The sequence below is a fragment of the Curtobacterium sp. MCPF17_001 genome (assembly GCF_003234615.1).
Taxonomy (GTDB): domain Bacteria; phylum Actinomycetota; class Actinomycetes; order Actinomycetales; family Microbacteriaceae; genus Curtobacterium.
Map to the genome: position 1 here is coordinate 18,010 of NZ_QKSL01000020.1, position 19,790 is coordinate 37,799.

22 protein-coding genes are annotated in these 19,790 nt (G+C 71.8%); 10 read left to right on the forward strand and 12 right to left on the reverse strand.

Annotated elements, in window-relative coordinates; translation table 11 throughout:
- Positions 1-15: 15 nt before the first annotated feature.
- The gene (locus DEJ24_RS14985) at positions 16-834 is read left to right on the forward strand and encodes a LysR family transcriptional regulator substrate-binding protein (protein ID WP_181436630.1); all 819 of its coding nucleotides are present in this window, start codon (positions 16-18) and stop codon (positions 832-834) included.
- A 2-nt stretch (positions 835-836) separates the two neighbouring features.
- Positions 837-1,340 carry a GNAT family N-acetyltransferase gene (locus DEJ24_RS14990; RefSeq protein WP_111079302.1) on the forward strand — a complete coding sequence of 168 codons (504 nt, stop codon included), beginning with the start codon at positions 837-839 and terminating at the stop codon, positions 1,338-1,340.
- Positions 1,341-1,371: 31 nt separating this feature from the next.
- Here the strand turns inward: DEJ24_RS14990 and DEJ24_RS14995 are convergent, their stop codons facing one another.
- The 4 genes from DEJ24_RS14995 to DEJ24_RS15010 form a co-directional block, all read right to left on the reverse strand.
- Positions 1,372-1,968 carry a DNA-3-methyladenine glycosylase I gene (locus tag DEJ24_RS14995; RefSeq protein ID WP_111079303.1) on the reverse strand — a complete coding sequence of 199 codons (597 nt, stop codon included), beginning with the start codon at positions 1,966-1,968 and terminating at the stop codon, positions 1,372-1,374.
- A 30-nt stretch (positions 1,969-1,998) separates the two neighbouring features.
- Complete coding sequence (locus tag DEJ24_RS15000; RefSeq protein WP_111079304.1) at positions 1,999-2,415, reverse strand: VOC family protein; 417 nt, start codon at positions 2,413-2,415, stop codon at positions 1,999-2,001.
- Between the two features lie 175 nt (positions 2,416-2,590).
- Positions 2,591-2,929, reverse strand: coding sequence for a hypothetical protein (locus DEJ24_RS15005; protein ID WP_220033191.1), 339 nt, complete (start codon positions 2,927-2,929; stop codon positions 2,591-2,593).
- A 24-nt stretch (positions 2,930-2,953) separates the two neighbouring features.
- Positions 2,954-4,624 (reverse strand): sodium:solute symporter family protein, encoded by a 1,671-nt coding sequence (locus tag DEJ24_RS15010; protein ID WP_111079305.1) that lies wholly within the window; start codon positions 4,622-4,624, stop codon positions 2,954-2,956.
- Between the two features lie 138 nt (positions 4,625-4,762).
- Here DEJ24_RS15010 and aroQ point away from each other — a divergent pair, with 138 nt between their 5' ends.
- Positions 4,763-5,197 (forward strand): type II 3-dehydroquinate dehydratase, encoded by a 435-nt coding sequence (gene aroQ / locus DEJ24_RS15015; RefSeq protein ID WP_111079306.1) that lies wholly within the window; start codon positions 4,763-4,765, stop codon positions 5,195-5,197.
- 240 nt (positions 5,198-5,437) lie between these two features.
- On the opposite strand, the gene DEJ24_RS15020 is transcribed toward aroQ, so the two are convergent.
- The gene (locus DEJ24_RS15020) at positions 5,438-6,034 is read right to left on the reverse strand and encodes an NAD(P)H-dependent oxidoreductase (protein WP_181436631.1); all 597 of its coding nucleotides are present in this window, start codon (positions 6,032-6,034) and stop codon (positions 5,438-5,440) included.
- Positions 6,035-6,138: 104 nt separating this feature from the next.
- Here DEJ24_RS15020 and DEJ24_RS15025 point away from each other — a divergent pair, with 104 nt between their 5' ends.
- The gene (locus tag DEJ24_RS15025; RefSeq protein ID WP_110902572.1) at positions 6,139-6,603 is read left to right on the forward strand and encodes an MSMEG_6728 family protein; all 465 of its coding nucleotides are present in this window, start codon (positions 6,139-6,141) and stop codon (positions 6,601-6,603) included.
- Between the two features lie 187 nt (positions 6,604-6,790).
- Here DEJ24_RS15025 and DEJ24_RS15030 read toward each other — a convergent pair whose 3' ends face one another.
- From DEJ24_RS15030 to DEJ24_RS15055, 6 genes are all read right to left on the reverse strand, one after another.
- Entirely contained in the window at positions 6,791-7,054 is a 264-nt protein-coding gene (locus tag DEJ24_RS15030; protein WP_111079308.1) for a hypothetical protein, read from the reverse strand.
- A gap of 82 nt (positions 7,055-7,136) precedes the next feature.
- Positions 7,137-8,276, reverse strand: coding sequence for a cysteine desulfurase family protein (locus tag DEJ24_RS15035; RefSeq protein WP_111079309.1), 1,140 nt, complete (start codon positions 8,274-8,276; stop codon positions 7,137-7,139).
- A gap of 8 nt (positions 8,277-8,284) precedes the next feature.
- Positions 8,285-9,229, reverse strand: coding sequence for a carboxylating nicotinate-nucleotide diphosphorylase (nadC, locus tag DEJ24_RS15040; RefSeq protein WP_111079310.1), 945 nt, complete (start codon positions 9,227-9,229; stop codon positions 8,285-8,287).
- A complete protein-coding gene (nadB, locus tag DEJ24_RS15045; RefSeq protein ID WP_111079311.1) occupies positions 9,226-10,878 on the reverse strand; it encodes an L-aspartate oxidase in 1,653 nt (550 codons plus the stop codon). Before nadB ends, nadC begins: the two co-directional genes overlap by 4 nt.
- Positions 10,879-10,880: 2 nt before the next feature.
- Positions 10,881-12,248, reverse strand: a complete 1,368-nt coding sequence (nadA, locus tag DEJ24_RS15050; RefSeq protein ID WP_258374651.1) for a quinolinate synthase NadA — start codon at positions 12,246-12,248, stop codon at positions 10,881-10,883.
- Between the two features lie 31 nt (positions 12,249-12,279).
- Complete coding sequence (locus tag DEJ24_RS15055; protein ID WP_111079312.1) at positions 12,280-12,960, reverse strand: NUDIX domain-containing protein; 681 nt, start codon at positions 12,958-12,960, stop codon at positions 12,280-12,282.
- A gap of 127 nt (positions 12,961-13,087) precedes the next feature.
- On the opposite strand from DEJ24_RS15055, the gene DEJ24_RS15060 reads away from it, so the two are divergent.
- The 3 genes from DEJ24_RS15060 (at position 13,088) to DEJ24_RS15070 (ending at position 16,349) form a co-directional block, all read left to right on the forward strand.
- Complete coding sequence (locus tag DEJ24_RS15060; RefSeq protein WP_111044419.1) at positions 13,088-13,369, forward strand: acylphosphatase; 282 nt, start codon at positions 13,088-13,090, stop codon at positions 13,367-13,369.
- Positions 13,370-13,500: 131 nt separating this feature from the next.
- On the forward strand, positions 13,501-15,000 hold the full coding sequence (locus tag DEJ24_RS15065) for an MDR family MFS transporter (RefSeq protein ID WP_111079313.1): 1,500 nt from the start codon (positions 13,501-13,503) through the stop codon (positions 14,998-15,000).
- 101 nt (positions 15,001-15,101) lie between these two features.
- Entirely contained in the window at positions 15,102-16,349 is a 1,248-nt protein-coding gene (locus DEJ24_RS15070; RefSeq protein WP_111079314.1) for an FAD-binding protein, read from the forward strand.
- A 33-nt stretch (positions 16,350-16,382) separates the two neighbouring features.
- Here DEJ24_RS15070 and DEJ24_RS15075 read toward each other — a convergent pair whose 3' ends face one another.
- The gene (locus DEJ24_RS15075) at positions 16,383-16,880 is read right to left on the reverse strand and encodes a 2'-5' RNA ligase family protein (protein WP_111079315.1); all 498 of its coding nucleotides are present in this window, start codon (positions 16,878-16,880) and stop codon (positions 16,383-16,385) included.
- A gap of 211 nt (positions 16,881-17,091) precedes the next feature.
- Between DEJ24_RS15075 and DEJ24_RS15080 the strand changes: the two genes are divergently transcribed.
- Genes DEJ24_RS15080 through DEJ24_RS15090 form a run of 3 tightly spaced genes read left to right on the forward strand, consistent with a single transcriptional unit; the run spans position 17,092 to position 19,762 of the window.
- Positions 17,092-18,057, forward strand: coding sequence for a MetQ/NlpA family ABC transporter substrate-binding protein (locus DEJ24_RS15080; protein ID WP_111079316.1), 966 nt, complete (start codon positions 17,092-17,094; stop codon positions 18,055-18,057).
- The gene (locus tag DEJ24_RS15085; RefSeq protein ID WP_111079317.1) at positions 18,057-19,094 is read left to right on the forward strand and encodes a methionine ABC transporter ATP-binding protein; all 1,038 of its coding nucleotides are present in this window, start codon (positions 18,057-18,059) and stop codon (positions 19,092-19,094) included. Before DEJ24_RS15080 ends, DEJ24_RS15085 begins: the two co-directional genes overlap by 1 nt.
- Positions 19,091-19,762, forward strand: coding sequence for a methionine ABC transporter permease (locus DEJ24_RS15090; protein ID WP_111079318.1), 672 nt, complete (start codon positions 19,091-19,093; stop codon positions 19,760-19,762). The genes DEJ24_RS15085 and DEJ24_RS15090 overlap by 4 nt, the downstream gene beginning before the upstream one ends.
- The last annotated feature ends 28 nt before the right edge of the window (positions 19,763-19,790 follow it).

Sequence of the window (19,790 nt, forward strand, 5' to 3'; positions counted from 1 at the left end):
CGTATGCTCGGGTGCATGACCGCGCTCTCCATCGCCTTCGTACCCGGGGTCTCCCCCGCCAAGTGGGTGCGGGTCTGGCGCGAGCGCCGACCGGACGTCGACCTGGTCCTCATGCCCGTCGGCGCGGACGGGGTCCTCGACGCGATCGAGGGCGACGCCGACATGGTCTTCGCCCGGATGCCGGTGCCCGAGCGGGCCGACGGAGAACAACCGCACGCGATCCCGCTGTGGACCGAGACCGCGGTCGTCGCCGCCCCGAAGGACTCCCCCCTCGCCGACCTCGACGAGGTAACCGACGCGGACCTCGCCGGCGTCACCGTCCTCGACGCGGGCCCCGTGCCACCGGACGTCGCGGCAGCGCTCGACCTGGTCGAAGCCAACGTCGGCGTGGTCGTCCTCCCCCAGTCCCTCTTCCGGGCCGAGAGCCGCAAGTCCCTGATCTCCCGCCCGCTCGCTGGCTCCCCCGGCACCCGCGTCGCGCTCGTCTGGCGTGACGAGGACGCCTCGGAACTCACCGAGGAGTTCATCGGCGTCGTCCGCGGCCGGACCGCGAACAGCTCCCGGCAGCAGCCGGACCAGCCGGGAGGCACGGATCCCGACGAGCAGGACGACGCACGCCAGAAGACCGGCGGCAAGGCGGTCGGCGGCAAGGCCACCAGCAGCAAGGCGGCCGGTGGCAAGGCCACGGCGGCGAACGCGAAGACGGTCGCGAAGCGCAGCGCCACGAAGGGCACGGGTGCGAAGAGTGGCGGTGGGAAGAACTCCACCGGTCGCGGCCGGACCCCGCGTGGCATGTCCGGCAAGCCGAAGCGCGGCTCGAAGGGCAACCGCTGACCATGGACCCGGCAGACACGGGCAGGACCGCGGCGCGGAGCGAGCTGCGGCTCGAGCCGATGCCCGGGGAACGCCTGCCGGGCTGGCTGGACCGCTCGATGGCGGAGTACGTCGCGTCGCGCATGCGCTCGGGCGAGAGCCGCGAGCAGGCTGAGGCGAACATGCGGCAGTCCCTCGAGCAGTGGTTCCCGGGCGGTTCGCCGGCGGCGGGCCACCACGTGTGGGAACTGACGCTCGGTGCGGACACCGTGGTGGGGCACCTCTGGATCGGCCCGTTCACCCCGGGCAGCGCCGACTGGTGGGTCTTCGAGGTCGAGGTCGACCCGGCCCACCGCCGGCAGGGTCACGCCCGACGAGCGCTGGAGCTCGCGCACGAGGTCGCGCGGGCGGGGGGCGCGACCAGCATCGGCCTCAACGTCTTCGGGTACAACACCGGCGCTCGCCACCTGTACGAGGAGCTCGGGTACGAGGTCGCCTCGGTGCAGATGCGGCTGCCGCTGGGCTGACGACAGCCGCCCCACCGGTCGGCGCCCGTCCTCAGTCCGGCCAGACGCCGGACGACGCTCGCCGGTGGCTGCCGAGCAGGTGCGTGTCGACGATCCCCAGCGCCTCCATGAGCGCGTACATGGTGGTCGGTCCGACGAACGCGAACCCGCGCTTCCGCAGCGCCTTCGACAGCGCGGTCGACTCCGGGCTGGTCGTCGGGACCTCGGCGGCGGTGCGCGGTCTCGGCGTGTCGGTCGGCCGGAAGGACCACACGAAGTCGGCGAGTCCCCCGTCCGCCCGCAGCGCGACGGTGGCGTTCGCGTTGGTGATCGTCGCGGCGATCTTCGCGCGGTTCCGGACGATGCCCGCGTCGCCGAGCAGCCGGGCGACGTCGTCGTCCCCGAAGTGAGCGACCACATCGGGGTCGAAGTCAGCGAACGCGGCCCGGAACGCGGGGCGCTTCGCGAGGATCGTGCGCCACGACAGCCCGGACTGGAACGCCTCGAGCGAGAGCCGCTCGAACACGCCCCGCTCGTCGCGGACCGGCATCCCCCACTCGGTGTCGTAGTAGGCGCGGAGCATCGGGTCCGTCGACGCCCAGAGCGGCCGGGCGAGGCCGTCCGCGCCGGTCACGAGGTCGTCGGTCATCCCCCCATCCTGCCGTGGCACCCGTCGGGGTCAGTCGGCGTGCGGGCCGTCCTCGGCGGCGGCGGGGTCCATCCAGACGTACTCCCAGCGGTGGCCGTCGGGGTCGGTGAAGCTCCGCTGGAACATGAAGCCCAGGTCCATCTCCGGCCGGTCCTCGGTCCCGCCGGCCTCGACGGCCGCGTCGACGATCCGGTGCACCTCTTCCTTCGTCTCGGCGGTGAGGGAGTTGATCACCTCGATCGTGTCGGGCGCGGCGATCGTCTTGTCGGTGAACTCGGTGAACTTCGCGTGCGTCAGGAGCATCACGTACACGGTGTCGCTGACGACGATGCTCGAGGCGGTGTCGTCACTGAACACCGCGTTCAGGGGGTACCCGAGCGCCTGGTAGAACGCGGTCGCCCGCGCCAGGTCGGACACCGGCAGGTTGATGAACACCATGGTCGACATGTGGGGTCCCTTCCGTCGTGACCAACCTGGCCTCCTCCGGCATCGCGCGCAACCGTTCCGTGGCGGAACCAGGCTCCGGAGGACGCGGCCGCACCGCACGACGGACGGGAGGCCCGGTACCAGCTGGTACCGGGCCTCCCGTCCGATGGTGGTCGCGTGGGCGACCGGCCGTCGGCTACGCGAGCTCGCGGCCCTCGCCGGCGGCGCGCTGGTGCGCCTCCGCCTCGGCCTGGCCGACGATGTCCTCTGCCGGGACCGGCGCGAGGCGGTCCCAGAGGAAGAAGAGCAGGCCGGCGGCGAGCATCGCGAGCCCGACCCACAGGTTGATGTGGATGCCACCGGTCATCTTCGGATCGCTGTCCCAGTGCACGATGCCGACGATCGTCGTGATGACGCCGTAGAGCAGGAACAGACCGCCGAGGATCCGACGCAGGTCCAGGCGGCGGGTCGAGCGGACGAGTGCCGCCTTCTCGTCCTCGGTCATCGAGCCCGAGGTGTTCGTGGTGTCAGCCATGGGGTGTCTCCTTCGGGGTCGGGATCAGAGGAACGGCAGGTAGAGGACGACGCAGAGCACGAGGGCGACCGTGCCGAGCAGCGCCGGCGAGCGGTACCAGGCGGTGTCGGTGGCGACGGCGCCCGCGCTCATGTCGATCTTGCCGATGCCGTAGACCAGGCCTCCGAGTTCCGAGACGGGCTTCGGCTTCGTGAACATCGAGACCGCGACGGCGACGATGATCACCGTGACGAACGAGATGATCGCGCCGTACATGGTCTCGGCCGTGGCGGTCGAGAACAGGTCCGGGTTCACCAGGTAGGCGATCCAGGTGATCGTCGGGGTGATGATGCCGAGGACGTAGCCCCAGAGTGCGCCCTGTGTGGTCATCCGCTTCCAGAGCAGGCCGAGGATGAACACGGCGAACAACGGCGCGTTGAAGAACGAGAACAGCGTCTGCATGTACGTCATGATGTTGCCGGCCTGCGCGGCGAGGAACGCCGTGCCGACGCCGACGACGACCCCCACGACGGTGACCCAGCGACCGGTCTTCAGGTAGTGCAGGTCGGGCATGTTCGGCTTGATGTAGCGCTGCCAGATGTCGTAGGTGAAGACCGTGTTGAAGCTCGACACGTTCGCCGCCATGCCGGCCATGAAGGAGGCCAGGAGGCCCGTGACGGCGACGCCGAGGACACCCGTCGGCAGGTACATCTGGATGAGCTTCGGGATCGCGTCGTTGTAGGTCAGCGTCCCGTCGGCGAACTGGTTGCCGACGACGGCCGCGGCGATGAGGCCGGGCACGACGACGATGAACGGGATGAAGAGCTTCGGGATGGCGGCGATCAGCGGGGTGCGACGGGCGGCCGACATGTTCTTCGCCGAGAACGCGCGCTGCACCTCGGTGAAGTTCGTCGTCCAGTACCCGAACGACAGCACGAAGCCCAGTCCGAGCACGATCGCGAGCCAGTTCGCCCCGATCGGGTTCGTGACGTTGCCGATGCCCGTGCCGGCCCAGGTCTGCAGGTGCTGCACGCCCTGGGTCTGCTTGATGGCCTCGGTCAGGCCGCTCCAGCCGCCGACGCGGTGGAGGCCCACGATGGTCAGTGGGATGAGGCCGGCGAGGATCACGAAGAACTGCATGACCTCGTTGTAGATCGCGCTGGAGAGACCACCGAGGGTGATGTAGGCGAGGACGAAGCCTGCGGACACGATGATCGCGAGCCACTCCGGCCAGCCGAGCATCGCCTCGATGACGATCGCCATCGCGTAGAGGTTGATGCCCGCGATGAGGACGTTCGACACCGCGAAGGCGATCGCGTTCACCAGGTGCGGTGCCTTGCCGAAGCGGCGGAGCATGAACTCCGGCACACTCCGGACCTTCGAGCCGTAGTAGAAGGGCATCATCACGAGGCCGAGGAAGACCATCGCGGGCACGGCCCCGATGAGGTAGTAGTGCAGCGTCGCCATGCCGATCTGGGCACCGTTCGCCGCCATGCCGAGGATCTCGGTGGCGCCGAGGTTCGCGGACACGAACGCCAGGCCCGTGATCCACGCGGGCATGGACCTGCCCGAGAGGAAGAAGTCCATGCTCGTGCGGACCTGCCGCCGAGCCGTGAACCCGATCCAGATGACCACCCCGAAGTACACGAGGATCATCAAGTAGTCGACCCAGCCCAAGTCGAGCCGGATCCCGCTGTTCGCTGCTGCGAGGACCATTCACACTCTCCGTCGATGTGTTGCAGTCGACAACTGCGCCGACCCGAACGAAGACGTTACACGGCGTGTGACCGTTCACATAGCCGAGGCATGCATCCCGCGCGATCGCGTGCTCGGGTCGCTCGCTAGGCTCGGCGCATGCGCATCCTCGTCCTCAACGGCCCGAACCTGGACATCCTCGGCCGACGCGACCCGGAGCAGTACGGCACGGTGACGCTCGCCGAGATCGAGGCGATCGTCCACACCGAGGCCGCGGTGCACGAGCTCGAGGCCGACTTCCGACAGAGCAACCGCGAGGGCGAGCTCGTCGAGTGGCTGCACGAGGCGCTCGACGACTTCGCAGGCGTCGTCATCAACCCCGCCGCGTACGCGCACACGTCGGTGGCACTGCACGACGCGGTCGAGGCGCTGAGCGTCCCCGTGGTCGAGGTGCACCTGTCCAACACGTGGAAGCGCGAGCCGTTCCGGCACGTCGACCACGTCGCCACGGCCGCGACGGCGGTCATCGCCGGTGCTGGCGCGGACGGGTACCGCCTGGCCGTCGCCCACGTCGCGGCGCTCCTGCGCGGCTGACGCCGCGGTGAGGCGCCGGCGCGAGACGCCGGCGCGAGACGTCGGCGTCGATCCGAGACGCCGCGTTGCCGTCGAGACGCCGCCGGGTACCGCGGCGCCTCGACGCCATCGCGGCGTCTCGGGCACACGGGGGCGTCTCGGCCAGACGGGACGTCTCGGGCACGCAGGGGTGTCTCGGGCACGCGGGGGCGTCTCGGGGACACGTGCGCCGCCCACGCCGGCGATCGGGCGGGAGGCCCGTCAGAACTCCGCGGGCCGCCGCACCTCGTCGACGCCCGCAGCCACGAACCCGCCGCGGATGATCGGCAGCGCCCGACGGACGGCCTGGTCGATCCGCAGCTCGAGGTCGATGCTCGCGATGTCGTAGCCCCCGACGCGCTTGTCGAAGTCCCGTTCCTTGCCGAACACCGCCAGCGGCAGCGTCGTCGACTGGAAGAAGCCGAACAGCGGGCGCATCTGGTGCTCGACGAGGAGTGCGTGCCGGTCGCTGCCCCCGGTCGCGGTGAGCAGCACCGGGGTGTCGACCAGGTCGTACTGCCCGATCCAGTCGAAGAAGAGCTTGAACGCGCCGGAGTACGCGGCGCGGAAGGCCGGACTCCCGACGACCAGCACGTCCGCCGCCTCGACCGCCTCGAGCGCGGCGCGGGTGGCGGCGGACATGTGCTCCCGGTCGACGGCCGCACCGAGGTCCGCCAGGAGCGGACCGATCTCGACGAGGACGGTCTCGGCGTCCGGCAGCTCGGCGGCGAGCCGGTCGACGGTCGCGGCGACGAGGGTCGAGGTGCGGGACGGGTCGGACGGGCTGCCGCTGACCCCGACGACGAGGGAACTGCTCATGCCGTCGATGCTCACACGCCCCGTCGGGCCCGGTGACGATGTGACGACATGTGTCGCTGCGACGACCCGGGCACTCCCGGGCACTCCGGCGTACCGTCCGGCAGATGCAGACCTTCCTGCCGTTCGCCGACTTCCGCGCCTCCGCCGAGGTCCTCGACGACAAGCGCCTCGGCAAGCAGCGGGTCGAGACCCTGCAGGTGATGCGGGCCCTGACGCTGCCGGACTACGGCTGGCAGCACCACCCGGTCACCGCGATGTGGCGGGGCTTCCGGCCGGCGCTGATGGCGTACCAGGACGCCACGTGCCGGGTGTGGCTCGAGCGCGGGCACGCGGACACCTGTCTCGAGAAGACCCTGGCGGACCTGGCGCTCGTCCCCGAGGACCTGGAGGCGTACGAGCGCGGCGACTTCGAGGTGCCCTCGTGGAACACCGACGAGCGTGTGCACCTGTCACACCGGTCGAAGCTCGTGCAGAAGGCGCCGGAGCACTACCGCCCGCTCTTCCCCGACGTGCCGGACGACCTGGACTACCTCTGGCCGGGCACCGTGGAGCACCGCACGACCGCTTGAGCGGGACCGGGCCCGCCGCACCTCAGGGGGAACGGGACGCATCGTTCAGGGGTCGATGGTCCCGAAGGCCACGGCGGACCCGGTCGTTCCGGGACGGTCCGGCAGGGGCCGGTGTCCCGGCCGGACGCGTATCAGGGGTCGCGTCCGGTCCAGCGCACCGCCGGGAGGGGCGGTGCAGGTCTCGAGGTCAGTTCCGGTCCCGGTCTCCCCGGTACCGATCGGATTCGGACGGCACCGGCATCGGGCGACCGGCCCGCGCGAGCTGCGCGGGCAGGAGCGCGCTGGCGAGCGTCGCGAGCACACCGACCGCGGCGACGACCGCGAGCGGGCCGGCGTCGAGGCCGTGCCCGGAACCGACGGCGAGCGCCAGGACCGTCGCCGGTGCGGGCAGGAGCTGGACCGCTCGGAAGCGGTCGCCCTGCGTCACCGATGAGGTCGTCGCGTTCGCCATGCCTCCACTCTGGACGACCGCGCGTGTCCGCAATAGGGGGGACACGGCCCCAGACATGGAGTAGAACGTCTAGTACACCAGGTCAGGCGAGGGACCGGACCGCCGTGACGGCGTCGACCACGGCCTCCACGACGACCGTCGCGTCGTCCGTCGTGAGGGACGCGTCGAACGTCAACCGGACGGCGGAGCGCGCCAGGTCCTCCGGGAGGCCCAGTGCCAGCAGCACGTGCGAGGCCTCGGTGCTGCCGGCGGCACAGGCGCTGCCCGAGGACGACACCACGTCCCGTCGTTCCAGTGCGAGCAGCACCGTCTCGCCGTGCACGCCCGGGAAGCAGAAGGAGGCGTGTCCCGGCAGGCGGTGGTCGGCCGATCCGGTGAGGAGCGCACCCGGCACCCGGTCGAGCACCCCGGCGACGACGACGTCACGGACGGCCGACGCGTGCGCTGCGGCTGTGTCCCGCTCGGCGAGCACGGCCCTCCAGGCCGCGGCGAGGCCGACCGCACCCGCGACGTCCTCGGTGCCCGAACGCCGTCCGCGCTCCTGTCCCCCGCCGTGGACGAGCGGTTCGAACCGGACGCCTGAACGGACGGCGAGGGCACCGGTCCCCTTCGTCGCGCCGAGCTTGTGCCCCGACACCGAGACCGCGTCGACACCCAGGACGTCGAGCCCGACGGGCAGCCACGGGGCGGACTGCACGGCGTCGGTGTGGAAGCGAGCGCCGACCTCGTGGGCGATCGCGGCGAGTCGGGGGACGTCCTGTACCGTGCCGATCTCGTTGTCGGCGTGCGCGATCGAGACCAGCGTGGTGTCCGGTCGGAGGGCGGCACGCAGGGTCTCCGGCGCCACCGTGCCGTCCGGCTCCACGGGGAGCACCGTCACGTCGAAGCCGTGGAACCGTTCCAGGTAACGGCAGCTCTCGAGGACGGCCTCGTGCTCGACGGCGCTCGTGACGACGTGGCGGCCGCGGGGTGCGGCGAGCGCGATCCCCTTGACCGCGGTGTTCGCACCCTCGGTGCCGCCGCTGGTGAAGACGACCTCGCCCGGACGACAGCCGAGCGCTCCGGCGACGACCGACCGTGCGCCGGCCAGGCCCCGGGCGGCGGCGTCCCCGATGCCGTGGGTCGACGACGGGTTGCCGAAGGTCCCGGTCAGGTAGGGCCACATCGCCTCGAGGACCTCGCGACGGACCGGCGTGGTCGCGGCGCGGTCGAGGTAGAACACGGCCGCCCTCAGACGTCGACGTCGACGTCGAGCCCGAGGTCGAGCGCGCGCGCCGAGTGGGTCAGGGCACCGACCGAGACGATGTCGACGCCGGTGGCGGCGATCGCGGCGACCGTGTCGAGCGACACACCACCCGAGGCCTCGACGAGCGCCCGGCCGGCCACGAGTGCGACGCCTTCCTGCAGCATCGGCACCGTGAAGTTGTCGAGCATGATCGTGTCGACGCCTGCACTGACGACGGGTTCGATCTGGTCGATGCGGTCGACCTCCACCTCGAGGTGCACGGTGTGTCCGAGCCGGGCTCGGGCGGCACGGATCGCGTCCCCGATGCCGACGCCCTCGGCGAGCAGCACCGCCAGGTGGTTGTCCTTCGCGAGCACCGCGTCGGACAGCGACGTGCGGTGGTTGTGACCGCCGCCGCAGCGGACCGCGTGCCGTTCGAGGGCGCGGAGCCCGGGCGTCGTCTTCCGGGTGTCGACGATCCGCGCCCCCGTGCCGACGGTCGCGTCGACGTAGCGCGCGGTCAGCGTGGCGATGCCGGACATCCGCTGCACCAGATTGAGCGCCACCCGCTCGGCCCGGAGCACCGAACGCGCCGAGCCGGTGACGCTCGCGATGACGTCCCCGGCGCCGAAGGCCGCACCGTCGCGGAGCGCGAGCGCGACGACGAGGCCCGGGTCGACGGCGTGCATCACCGCGACGAACACGTCCCCGCCCGCCAGCACGCCGGGTTCGCGGGCGGCCAGGGTCGCGGTCGCGGTGGCCGAGGCGGGGATCAGCGTCTCGCTCGTGACGTCACCCCAGGGGGCGTCCTCCTCCAGGGCGGTGTCGATGACCCGGCGGAGCGCGTGCGGCGGGATCGTGCCGGGGTCGAGGGCGGCCGCGGTCGGTGACGCGGTGGTGGTGGGCGTCGTGCTGGCTGGTGTCGGGCTGGCTGGTGTCGTGCCGGTCATGCGAGTGCTCCCTGTCGGGCGGACGGTCGGAGGGGCTCCAGCGTGGCGGTACCGGTGGGCCTGGCGGTGCCGGTGGGCGCGGGCGTCGCCATGACCCAGGCGATCGTCACGGGTGCGGTCGGGTCGGTCTCCGGGTGGTCGGTGCGCGCGTGAGCGCCGCGGGACTCCGTGCGGGCCTCGGCCGCGAGGGCGGTGAGCCGGGCGAGGTCGAGCAGCGCGCGGTCCTCGGCGTCCCGGACGGTGGTCGGGGCGGGGGCGGACAGTGCGGCCAGGGCAGCGCGGGCCCCGGCGAGCCCGATCGCGTCGCGGAGCAGGCCGACGTGGTCGGTCATGACGGACTGCAGCGACTGCCGGACGGAGGTGCCGGGATCGAGCCGGGCCGGGCCTCCCGTCCGGTCGCCGCCCGACCGGACGACGGTCGGGACGAGCGTCGCGTCGCCGCGCAGCCGGAGTCGACCGGGTCGGGGTGCCCCGAGCGCGTCCGCCGCGCGGACCGCGAAGACGAGCCCTTCGAGCAGCGAGTTCGAGGCCAGCCGGTTCGCGCCGTGGACCCCGGTGCAGGCGGCCTCGCCGACCGCGAGGAGACCCGGGAGGCTCGTGCGGCCCTCCGTGTCCGTCGCGATCCCGCCCATCGCGTAGTGCGCGGCCGGGGCGACGGGGACGCCCTCGCGGGTCCAGTCGAAGCCGGCCGCCCGGGTGTCGCGGGTGAGCCCCGGGAAGCGGCGGACGAGGAAGTCGGCGTCGAGGCCGGTCGCGTCGAGAAGGACGGGTCGGCCTCCTTGCGATCGCATGGCAGCCGCGATGCCGCGTGCGACGACGTCCCGCGGGGCGAGCTCGGCCTCGGGGTGGACGTCGGTCATGAACCGGTGACCGGTCGCGTCGCGGAGGACGGCCCCCTCGCCGCGGACGGCCTCGGACACCAGGCCGCCGTCCGGGACCGCGAGCCGGGTCGGGTGGAACTGGACGAACTCCAGGTCGGCGAGCACGGCTCCCGCGCGCCAGGCCGCGGCCGTGCCGTCGCCGGTCGCGACCAGGGGGTTCGTCGTCTCGCGGTACAGGTGCCCGGCGCCCCCGGAGGCGATCAGCACGGCGTCGGCGTCGAGCCGTCGGGGTTCGCCGAGCAGGTCCAGGACCTCGACGCCGACGACCTGGCCGTCCCGCACGACGAGGTCGGTGAGGCAGGTGCGCTCGAGGATCGTGACGTGCCGACGGTGCAGGGCGGCGACGAGCGTCCGCTCCACCGCGGCCCCGGTCGCGTCGCCGTCCGCGTGCAGCACCCGCCAGCGGGCGTGCGCGGCCTCCCGCCCGCGGGCCAGGTCGTCCCCGTAGCGGTCGAGGGTCTCCGGGTCGGTGCTGCGGTCGAAGGGCACGCCGAGCGCGAGCAGGTCCTGGACGCGGGCCGGGCCGTCGGTGCAGAGGACGTCCACGGCACGGGCGTCGGCACTGCCCGCCGCAGCGACGTGGGTGTCGTGCTCGTGCAGGGCGGCGGAGTCGTCCGCCCCGAGCGCCACCGCGATGCCACCCTGGGCGCGCGCGGTGGCACCGTCGGCGAGGGCGCCCTTCGTGACGAGGGTGACGTCGTGCCGGGCGCTGGCCCGGATGGCGGCGGTGAGGCCGGCGATGCCGGACCCGACGACGACGACGTGCATCCTCAGGCCCGCGCGTCCGTGGTCGTGGCCGGGCCGGTGGTGGTCGGGCCGGTGACAGTCGGTCCCGTGGCGGCTGGACCGGGGTCCCGCTGGCCGGCGAGGGGGCGGGGCTTGGCCGCGAGCATCCGCTCGAGGGCGACCTTCGCGTCGACCTGCACGGCGGCGGGCACCACGATCTCGTTGAGGACCTCACCGCGGACGAGCGCCTCGAGCACCCACGCCAGGTACCCCGGGTGGATCCGGTACATGGTCGAGCAGGGGCAGACGACCGGGTCCAGGCAGAAGATCGTGTGCTGCGGGTACTCGGCCGCCAGGCGGTTCACCATGTTGATCTCGGTGCCGATCGCGAAGGTCGTCGGTTCGGTGGCGGCAGCGACGGTCTTCCGGATCAGGTCCGTGCTGCCCGCGACGTCGGCCGCGTCGACGACGGCCATCGGGCACTCCGGGTGCACGATGACCTGGACGCCCGGGTGATCCCGGCGAGCCTGCTCGATCTGGTCCACGGTGAAGCGCCGGTGCACCGAGCAGAAGCCGTGCCACAGGACGACCTCCGCCGCGAGCAGGTCCGCCGCGGTGTTGCCGCCGCCGGGCAGCCGCGGGTTCCACATCGGCATCCGGTCGGTGCTGATGCCCATCGCCTTCGCGGTGTTCCGGCCCAGGTGCTGGTCCGGGAAGAACAGCACGCGCTGCCCCCGCTCGAACGCCCACTCGAGCACGGTGGCGGCGTTCGAGGACGTGCAGACGATGCCGCCGTTCCGCCCGCAGAACGCCTTGAGGTCCGCAGCGGAGTTCATGTACGTGACCGGGATGACCGGCACGCGGCCGTCGGCGTCCGGCTCGGTGCCGTAGAGCGCCTCGAGCTCGGCCCAGGCGGCCTCGACGCTGTCGATGTCGGCCATGTCCGCCATCGAGCAGCCGGCGGCCAGGTTCGGCAGGATCACCCGCTGGTCGTCCCGCGCCAGGATGTCGGCCGTCTCCGCCATGAAGTGCACGCCGCAGAACACGATCGCCTCGGCGTCGGGCTTCGTCAACGCCGCGTTGGCGAGCTGGAACGAGTCACCGAGGAAGTCCGCGTGCCGGACGACCTCGTCCCGCTGGTAGAAGTGCCCGAGGACGACCACCCGGTCCCCCAGCGTCGCCTTCGCCCGTTCGATGCGCTCGTGCAGTTCGTCGTCCGGGGCGTTCCGGTACTCGTCCGGGATCACGCCCTGCCGCGGGGCCGAGGTCGGTATGACGTCGGACATCGACGAACCGGGGCCGTAGCCGGGGACGGTGTCGAAGTCCCAGGTCGGCGCCGCGAGGTCCGGCGTGCAGGTGGCGCCGGCAGCCCGGCCGTTGGAGATCAGTTCGATGGTGGTCGCGATGGACACGGCGGTTCCCGTCTCAGGTGGGGGTCGGATGTCAGCGGGTCGTCAGCGGGCCGTTGTCCGCGTACGACAGGTCGGGGTTCGAGCGGTACAGCCGGGCCGGTCGGTGCCGCCCGCCGCTCGTGGTCTCGTCGGTCGGCAGGACCGCGTCGCTCTGGGCGACCTGCCGTCGGAAGTTCGCGGGGTCCAGCGTCTGCCCGAGCACCGCCTCGTACACGCCACGGAGTTCGGCGAGCGTGAACCGGTCGCCGAGGAACGCCTGTGCGATCCGGGAGTACGACATCTTGTTGCGCAGTCGCCAGAGCGCGTACTCGACGATGCGGTCGTGGTCGAACGCCAGCGGCGGGTGCTCGTCGGCGAGGAACCACCGCACGTTCCAGTCGTCCGGCACGACGTTCGCCTCGTCCGGGTGCACGAGTGCCCAGTAGACGACCGAGACCACCCGGCTCGGCGAACGGTCGACGGCCCCGAACGCGTAGAGCTGCTCGAGGTACCGCGGCTGCACCTTGGTCGTCTCGCGGAGGCGCGCGGCGGCCGAGTCGTCGAGCCCCTCGTCCGACCCGACCCAGCCACCGGGCAGCGCCCAGGAACCCTCGAACGGCTCGGCGACGCGACGGACCAGCGGCATCCACAGCGCGGGGACGCCGGTGTCGGGGTGCGGGCGGAGCGCGACGATGACGGTCGAGACCGCGAGCCGGATCCCGGTGTCGCCCATCACTGCTCCTGGTTGTTATGGTCATTCTGACCCGAACTGTTCGGGTACTGATGACCGTATCACGATGGTCACCGGACCGGAACGCAGCCGTGACGCCCGGGTAACACGTCGCTCGTAGCATCGGGCCATGGGCAGCACCACGAGGAAGCACGCCGTCGTGACCGGGACCGTGCAGGGCGTCGGGTTCCGGTACTGGACGGCACGGAAGGCCGACGGACTCGAACTCGTCGGGTACGCACGGAACCTGTTCGACGGCACCGTCGAGGTCGAGGCGGAGGGCCCCGGCCCCGCGGTCGACGCCCTCGTCGTGATGCTCCGCTCCGGTCCGCCCTCGGCGACCGTCACCGACGTGGCCGTCCGCGAGGTCGCCCCGCTCGGCGAGGACGACGGCTTCCGCATCCTGCACTGACGCGAGCGACACGCGGAGTTCACCCCGCGTTCGGCAGCAGTCGGGAATGCCGTGGTCCTGTCAGCTCTTGCAGCCTCGGTACCCACCCGTCGTGGGTCAACCGTCACACCACGAAGACACCAGGAGCCCCCTTGACCCAGGCCGTCGACTCCGCACCCCGCACCGGGTCCGTCGAAGAGTCCTCCCCCGCGGGCAACCGCCTCGTGATCGGGCTGCTGCTCGTCTCGGCGTTCGTCGTCATCCTCAACGAGACGATCATGGGCGTGGCGCTGCCGCGACTCATGGACGACCTCGGCATCAGCGCCGCGACCGGACAGTGGCTGACCACCGGCTTCCTGCTCACCATGGCCGTCGTGATCCCGATCACCGGTTTCCTGCTGCAGCGCTTCAACACCCGTCCGGTGTTCGTCTGGGCGATGAGCCTGTTCTCCGCCGGGACGCTGATCGCACTGCTGGCCCCCGGCTTCACGATGCTGCTCATCGGGCGCATCGTGCAGGCGAGCGGCACCGCGATCATGATGCCGCTGCTCATGACCACCGTCCTGACCCTCATCGAGCCGGCCCACCGCGGCCGTGTGATGGGCAACATCTCGATCGTCATCTCGGTCGCCCCCGCGATCGGCCCGACGATCTCCGGTCTCATCCTCAACGCGTTCTCGTGGCGCTGGCTGTTCGGCTTCGTCCTGCCGATCGCACTCGCCGCCCTGGTGCTCGGCATGCTGAAGGTCCGGAACGTCTCGACCCCGCGCAAGTCCGCGATCGACGTGTTCTCGGTGGTCCTCTCGGCCTTCGCGTTCGGTGGGATCGTCTACGGCCTGTCGAGCATCGGCGAGGCCGGCGACACCGGGTACGGACTGCCGATCGGCTCGCTCGTCGTCGGGTTCGTCGCCCTGGCGGTGTTCATCGTCCGCCAGACCCGTCTGCAGCGCCGCGACGCCGCACTGCTCGACCTGCGCACCTTCAGCACGAAGGGCTTCACGATCCCGATCGTCGCGATGGCGATCAGCTTCATGGCGATGTTCGGCACGCTGATCCTGCTGCCGATCTACCTGGAGCGCGTGCTCGGCCTCGAGGTCCTGCAGGTCGGACTCCTGCTGCTCCCCGGTGGTCTGCTGATGGGGCTGCTGTCCCCGATCGTCGGTCGCATCTACGACCGGCACGGGCCGCGCATGCTGCTCATCCCCGGGTCGGTCATCATCAGCGCCGTGCTCTGGGCGCTCTCGACGGTCACCGCGGACACCAGCGTCACGTTCGTCCTCGTCGCGCACATCGTGCTGAGCCTGGGCCTGGCGCTGACCTTCACGCCGCTGTTCACCGCTGCGCTCGGCGGGCTCCCGCCGCGCCTGTACTCGCACGGCAGCGCGGTCCTCGGCACCGCCCAGCAGCTCGCCGGCGCGGCCGGCACGGCACTGTTCGTCACACTGCTCACCCTCGGCGCCACCGCCGCGGCGACGAACGGCGACGTCGCGGGTGCCGCGACGGCCGCCGAGGCCACGGCCCGGGCGACTGCGTCCGGCGTGCACTCGGCGTTCCTCGTCGGCGCGGTGATCTCGATGCTCGGCATCATCGCCTCGGCGATGGTCCGGAAGCCGGCCACGCCGGAGGGCGCCCCCGCGCCCGCCATGCACTGACGGCGGCCCGACACACCGCACCGACCACCCGGATCACACGACGCGCCCCCTCTTCCCGAGGGGGCGCGTCGTGCGTTGCGCAGCCGTGGCATCGTGGGCACATGCGGTCGACGACGAGCGAGCTGAACTGGTCCGGCACGGTCACCTACACGGCCGAGCGGGTGGTGCGGCCGACCTCACTCGACGACGTCGCCGAACTCGTCGCCCGCAGTCCGCGGATCCACGGCCTCGGTACCCGGCACTCCTTCAACGACGTCGCCGACACCGCGGGCGTGCTGCTCGACCTCACCGCGGTGCCCACCGACCTGGTCGTCGCCGAGGACCGCCGCACCGCCACGATGGGTGCCGGCACCCGGTACGGACTGGTCGCTCCCGCTCTCGACGCCGCCGGGGTCGCCCTGCACAACGAGGGGTCCCTCCCCCACATCTCGCTCGGCGGTGCGATCGCCACCGGCACGCACGGCTCCGGCACCACCCTGGGCTCGCTGAGCACCGCGGTGGCCGCGCTCGAACTGATCGGCCCGGACGGCACCACGACGACGATCCGGCGCGGTGACCCGGACCTGCCCGGCGCCGCGATCCACCTCGGGCTGCTCGGTATCGTCACCCGCGTCACCGTCGACGTGCAACCCGCCTACCGGATGCGGCAGGACCTCTACGGGCCGATCCCGTGGGACACCTTCACCGCTTCCGCCGCCCAGGTCTTCGCCGCCGGCTACTCGGTCTGCGCCTACACGCTGTTCGGCGACACCGTGTCGGAGGTGCTCGTGAAGTCGCGCGTCCCGGACGGTGCCGACGACGTCGAGGTCCCCACGAGCCTCCTGGGCGCACCCCGTCTGCCCGGCTCCCCCGGTGACGGCCACCACACCGCGCGTGACGGCTCGGTCGGGCCGTGGTGGGACCGCCTGCCGCACTTCCCGATCGAGTCGGTGCCCTCGGTCGGGTCCGAGGTGCAGAGCGAGCACTTCGTGCCGCTCCGGCACGCGGCCGCCGCGCTCGACGCGTTGCGCAGCCTGGCCGACCGGATCCAGCCGCACCTGCACGTCTGCGAGCTGCGGACCATGGCCGCCGACGACCTGTGGCTCAGCCCGACGCAGGGCGAGGACGTGCTCTGCATCGCCTTCACCTGGCAGAAGCACCCGGACGAGGTCGCGGCCCTCCTGCCCGACCTGGAGGCGCGGCTCGCCCCGTTCGGCGGGCGTCCGCACTGGGGGAAGATGAGTTCCCTCGACGGGGCGGCGATCGCCGCGCTCCACCCGCACCTCCCGGCGTTCCGCGACCTGGTCGCGCGACGCGACCCGGTCGGCAAGTTCTCGTCCGCGTTCGGCGAGCGGGTCCTGGGGAGCTGAGCAGGGCCTCCCGGGAGGCACGTGGTCCGCCCGTCAGACGAGCCGCGTGACCGTCTTCGTCCCGCCGTCCCAGTGCCGGACGCCGGCGACGTCCAGCGTCTCCGGCAGCGGCACCGACGCGAGCACCTCGAGCATCCGCGGCAGGTCCACGTCCCGCGGGCGGCGCGCCAGCGTCAGGTGCGGTGCCCACCGACCCGGCAGGGAGGTGTCGACGGCGCCGGGGGCCGCCCGGTGCACCGCCTCGTGGAACACGGCGAGCGAGCGGTCGACCACGACGGACACACCCAGGACGTGACGCCCGGGGCCGGCCGGGAACAGCAGGAGACCGGCGGGGCGGATGCTCGTCGGCAGCGGCGCGTCGAAATGGGACGGCACGGGCAGGGTCTCCCCTGCCGTCAGGGTGACGTGCGGGGCGTTCGTGTCGGACGTGTGCCGGCCCATGCTCGGCAGGTCGGCGACGACCAGGGCCTCCCAGGCGACCCGGACGGCCCGTTCGGCGTCCGGAGCGAGGACGAGTTCGATGCTGCGCACGCGTCCGAGCCTGCCCGTCGTCGAACACCGACGTCTCAGGACGACGCCGTGCCGTCACGCAGCGACCTCCGCCGTAACACGACGGAACGCGAATCGACCCGGTCGGGGCCCGCCCGGCACACTCGTGGCTGTCCCGCGGGGCGACGCCCGGCGTCGGGACCCCCACAGCACCGTCCCTGCCACCAGGGCGACCCCGTCACGAGGAGCACCCATGTCCGCCGCACCCGTCCTGCCCGACCGTCCGCAGCGCAAGCGCCCGATCGGGTGGATCATCGCCGCAGCCGTCGTCGTCGTCGCGATCGTCATCGCCGTCGTGGTCGTCGCCGTCCGCGGTGGCGGCTCCGACCAGGCCGGTGCCGCCGGGACGTCCGGCTCGGACCGGAAGGCCCAGACCGTCACGATCGGTGTCGCGGACAAGGCGCTGCCCTACTGGAAGACCTACACGGCGCTCGCGAAGGAACGACTCAACGTCACCGTGAAGCTGACGAACTTCGCCGACTACTCGCTGCCGAACCCCGCCCTGAAGGACGGGCAGGTCGACATCAACCAGTTCCAGCACATCCAGTACCTGGCGAACTACAACGTCACCGCGAAGGACGACCTGCAGCCGATCGGGTCGACCGCGGTCTACCCGCTGCCCCTCTACGCCACGAAGTACGACGAGCCGTCCGCGATCCCCGAGGGCGCGAAGGTCGCGATCCCGAACGACGCCATCAACGAGGCTCGCGCCCTGCTCGTCCTGCAGTCCGCGGAGCTCGTCGAGCTGAAGGACGGCGGCAGCGCGTTCTCGACCACCGACGACATCGAGTCGCACAAGGTGGACGTGCAGCCGCTCGACGCCTCACAGACCGCGAACGCGCTGCAGCAGGGCTCCGTCGCCGCCGCCGTCGTGAACAACAACTTCGCCACCGCCGCCGGGCTGCCCGCCTCCGACAAGGTCTTCACCGACGACCCGTCCAGCTCCTCGGCCGCCCCGTACGTGAACGTCTTCGCCGTCCGGGACGAGGACAAGACGAACAAGACCTACCTGGACCTCGCACACCTGTTCCAGGACAGCGCCGTGCAGAAGGTGTTCAAGAAGGACTACCCGGACGCCGTCGCCCGCGACGAGGAGGCCTCGACCCTGCAGGACGAGCTCGCCACGGTCGAGCAGGACGCGAAGGCAGCAGCGGAGTAGTGGCCGCCCTCGTCGAACTCTGCGGTGTCACCAAGAGCTACCGCCGCGCCGACACCGGAGAGACCGTCACCGCGGTCGAGGGTGTCGACCTCGACGTCCAGAAGGGCGAGGTCCTCGGGGTGATCGGGTACTCCGGCGCCGGCAAGTCGACCCTGGTCCGACTCGTCAACGCGCTGGAGCTCCCGACCTCCGGCACCGTCACCGTCGCCGGGCAGGAGCTGACGGCGATCCCCGAGCGGGACCGCCGTCAGGCCCGTCGACGCATCGGGATGGTCTTCCAGCAGTTCAACCTGTTCCGCTCCCGCACGGTCGCCGGCAACGTGGCGTACCCGCTGAAGGTCGCCGGTGTCGCGAAGGCAGAACGCGACCGCCGCGTCGCGGAACTGCTCGACTTCGTCGGACTGCTCGACCGCGCGTACGCCTACCCCGAGCAGCTGTCCGGCGGCCAGAAGCAGCGCGTCGGCATCGCCCGGGCGCTCGCGTCGAGCCCCGAGCTGCTGCTCGCCGACGAGGCCACGAGCGCCCTCGACCCCGAGACCACGTCCGAGGTCCTCGCCCTCCTGCGCCGTGTGAACCGCGAGCTCGGCGTCACGATCATCGTCATCACCCACGAGATGGACGCCGTCCGGCGGATCGCCGACCGGGTCGCCGTGATGGAGCAGGGCCGCGTGGTGGAGGTCGGGGACGTCTACGACGTGTTCTCCGCCCCCACGACCGAGGCCGCGCAGCGCTTCGTCCGGACCGCCCTGCACGACCGCCCCTCGGCCGAGACCGTCGCCCGGCTGCACGAACGCCACCCCGGGCGCCTCGTGTCCGTCCGGATCACCGACGAGGCCGGACTGCAGGGCCGCATCGACCAGGCGTTCCGCGACACCACCGTCACCGCCGAACTCGTCTTCGGCGGTGTCAGCGAGATCCGCGAGCGCCGCATCGGGTCGCTCACCTACGAACTGGGTGGGACCGACGCCGACGTCGACCGGGCGGTCGGTGCCCTGCGGTCCGTCGGCATCACCGTCGTCGAGGAGGCACGCGCATGAACAACTCGTTCCAGAGCGTCATCGACACGTTCGACGTGTTCCTCGCCGCCACCCGGGACACGATCGTCATGTCCCTGGTGTCGCTCGTCATCGCGGGCGTCATCGGCCTGGCCCTCGGGCTGCTGCTCTACGCCACCCGGCCGGGCAACCTGCTGTCGAACCGCACCGCGTACACGGTCATCAACCTGGTCGTGAACCTGGTGCGCCCGATCCCGTTCGTGATCTTCCTCGCCGCGATCGCACCGCTCTCGCGCGTCGCCGTGCAGACGACGATCGGCGTCCCCGCCGTGACGTTCGCGATCTCCCTCGCGGCCGCGTTCGCGGTGTCGCGCATCGTGGAGCAGAACCTCCTCGCGATCGATCCGGGTGTCGTCGAGGCGGCACGGGCCTCCGGTGCGCACCCGGTGTCGATCCTGCTGACCGTGCTCATCCCCGAGGGGCTCGGACCGCTGGTCCTCGGCTACACGTTCATCTACATCGGCATCGTCGACATGACCGCACAGGGCGCGCTGGTCGGTGGCGGCGGGCTCGGTGAGTACGCCATCACCTACGGGTCGCAGCGCTACGACTGGTGGGTCGTCTACGTGTCCGTCGCGGCGATCGTCGTGATCGTGCAGCTCGGCCAGTTCGTCGGCAACCGCCTGGCGCGCGCGACGCTCCGTCGCTGACGCCAGCCCGGGCCTGGTGCGTCCGCCC

What these genes read in the sequence shown, in the direction of transcription:
- DEJ24_RS15010 (WP_111079305.1), bottom strand. Translation starts at nt 4,624, where the DNA reads ATGGTCCTCGCAGCAGCGAACAGCGGGATCCGGCTCGACTTGGGCTGG.
- DEJ24_RS14985 (WP_181436630.1), top strand. Translation starts at nt 16, where the DNA reads ATGACCGCGCTCTCCATCGCCTTCGTACCCGGGGTCTCCCCCGCCAAG.
- DEJ24_RS15060 (WP_111044419.1), top strand. Translation starts at nt 13,088, where the DNA reads ATGGGCAGCACCACGAGGAAGCACGCCGTCGTGACCGGGACCGTGCAG.
- DEJ24_RS14990 (WP_111079302.1), top strand. Translation starts at nt 837, where the DNA reads ATGGACCCGGCAGACACGGGCAGGACCGCGGCGCGGAGCGAGCTGCGG.
- DEJ24_RS15080 (WP_111079316.1), top strand. Translation starts at nt 17,092, where the DNA reads ATGTCCGCCGCACCCGTCCTGCCCGACCGTCCGCAGCGCAAGCGCCCG.
- DEJ24_RS15025 (WP_110902572.1), top strand. Translation starts at nt 6,139, where the DNA reads ATGCAGACCTTCCTGCCGTTCGCCGACTTCCGCGCCTCCGCCGAGGTC.
- DEJ24_RS15005 (WP_220033191.1), bottom strand. Translation starts at nt 2,929, where the DNA reads ATGGCTGACACCACGAACACCTCGGGCTCGATGACCGAGGACGAGAAG.
- aroQ (WP_111079306.1), top strand. Translation starts at nt 4,763, where the DNA reads ATGCGCATCCTCGTCCTCAACGGCCCGAACCTGGACATCCTCGGCCGA.
- DEJ24_RS15030 (WP_111079308.1), bottom strand. Translation starts at nt 7,054, where the DNA reads ATGGCGAACGCGACGACCTCATCGGTGACGCAGGGCGACCGCTTCCGA.
- DEJ24_RS15020 (WP_181436631.1), bottom strand. Translation starts at nt 6,034, where the DNA reads ATGAGCAGTTCCCTCGTCGTCGGGGTCAGCGGCAGCCCGTCCGACCCG.
- nadB (WP_111079311.1), bottom strand. Translation starts at nt 10,878, where the DNA reads ATGCACGTCGTCGTCGTCGGGTCCGGCATCGCCGGCCTCACCGCCGCC.
- DEJ24_RS15070 (WP_111079314.1), top strand. Translation starts at nt 15,102, where the DNA reads ATGCGGTCGACGACGAGCGAGCTGAACTGGTCCGGCACGGTCACCTAC.
- nadC (WP_111079310.1), bottom strand. Translation starts at nt 9,229, where the DNA reads ATGACCGGCACGACACCAGCCAGCCCGACACCAGCCAGCACGACGCCC.
- DEJ24_RS14995 (WP_111079303.1), bottom strand. Translation starts at nt 1,968, where the DNA reads ATGACCGACGACCTCGTGACCGGCGCGGACGGCCTCGCCCGGCCGCTC.
- DEJ24_RS15055 (WP_111079312.1), bottom strand. Translation starts at nt 12,960, where the DNA reads ATGGGCGACACCGGGATCCGGCTCGCGGTCTCGACCGTCATCGTCGCG.
- DEJ24_RS15090 (WP_111079318.1), top strand. Translation starts at nt 19,091, where the DNA reads ATGAACAACTCGTTCCAGAGCGTCATCGACACGTTCGACGTGTTCCTC.
- DEJ24_RS15000 (WP_111079304.1), bottom strand. Translation starts at nt 2,415, where the DNA reads ATGTCGACCATGGTGTTCATCAACCTGCCGGTGTCCGACCTGGCGCGG.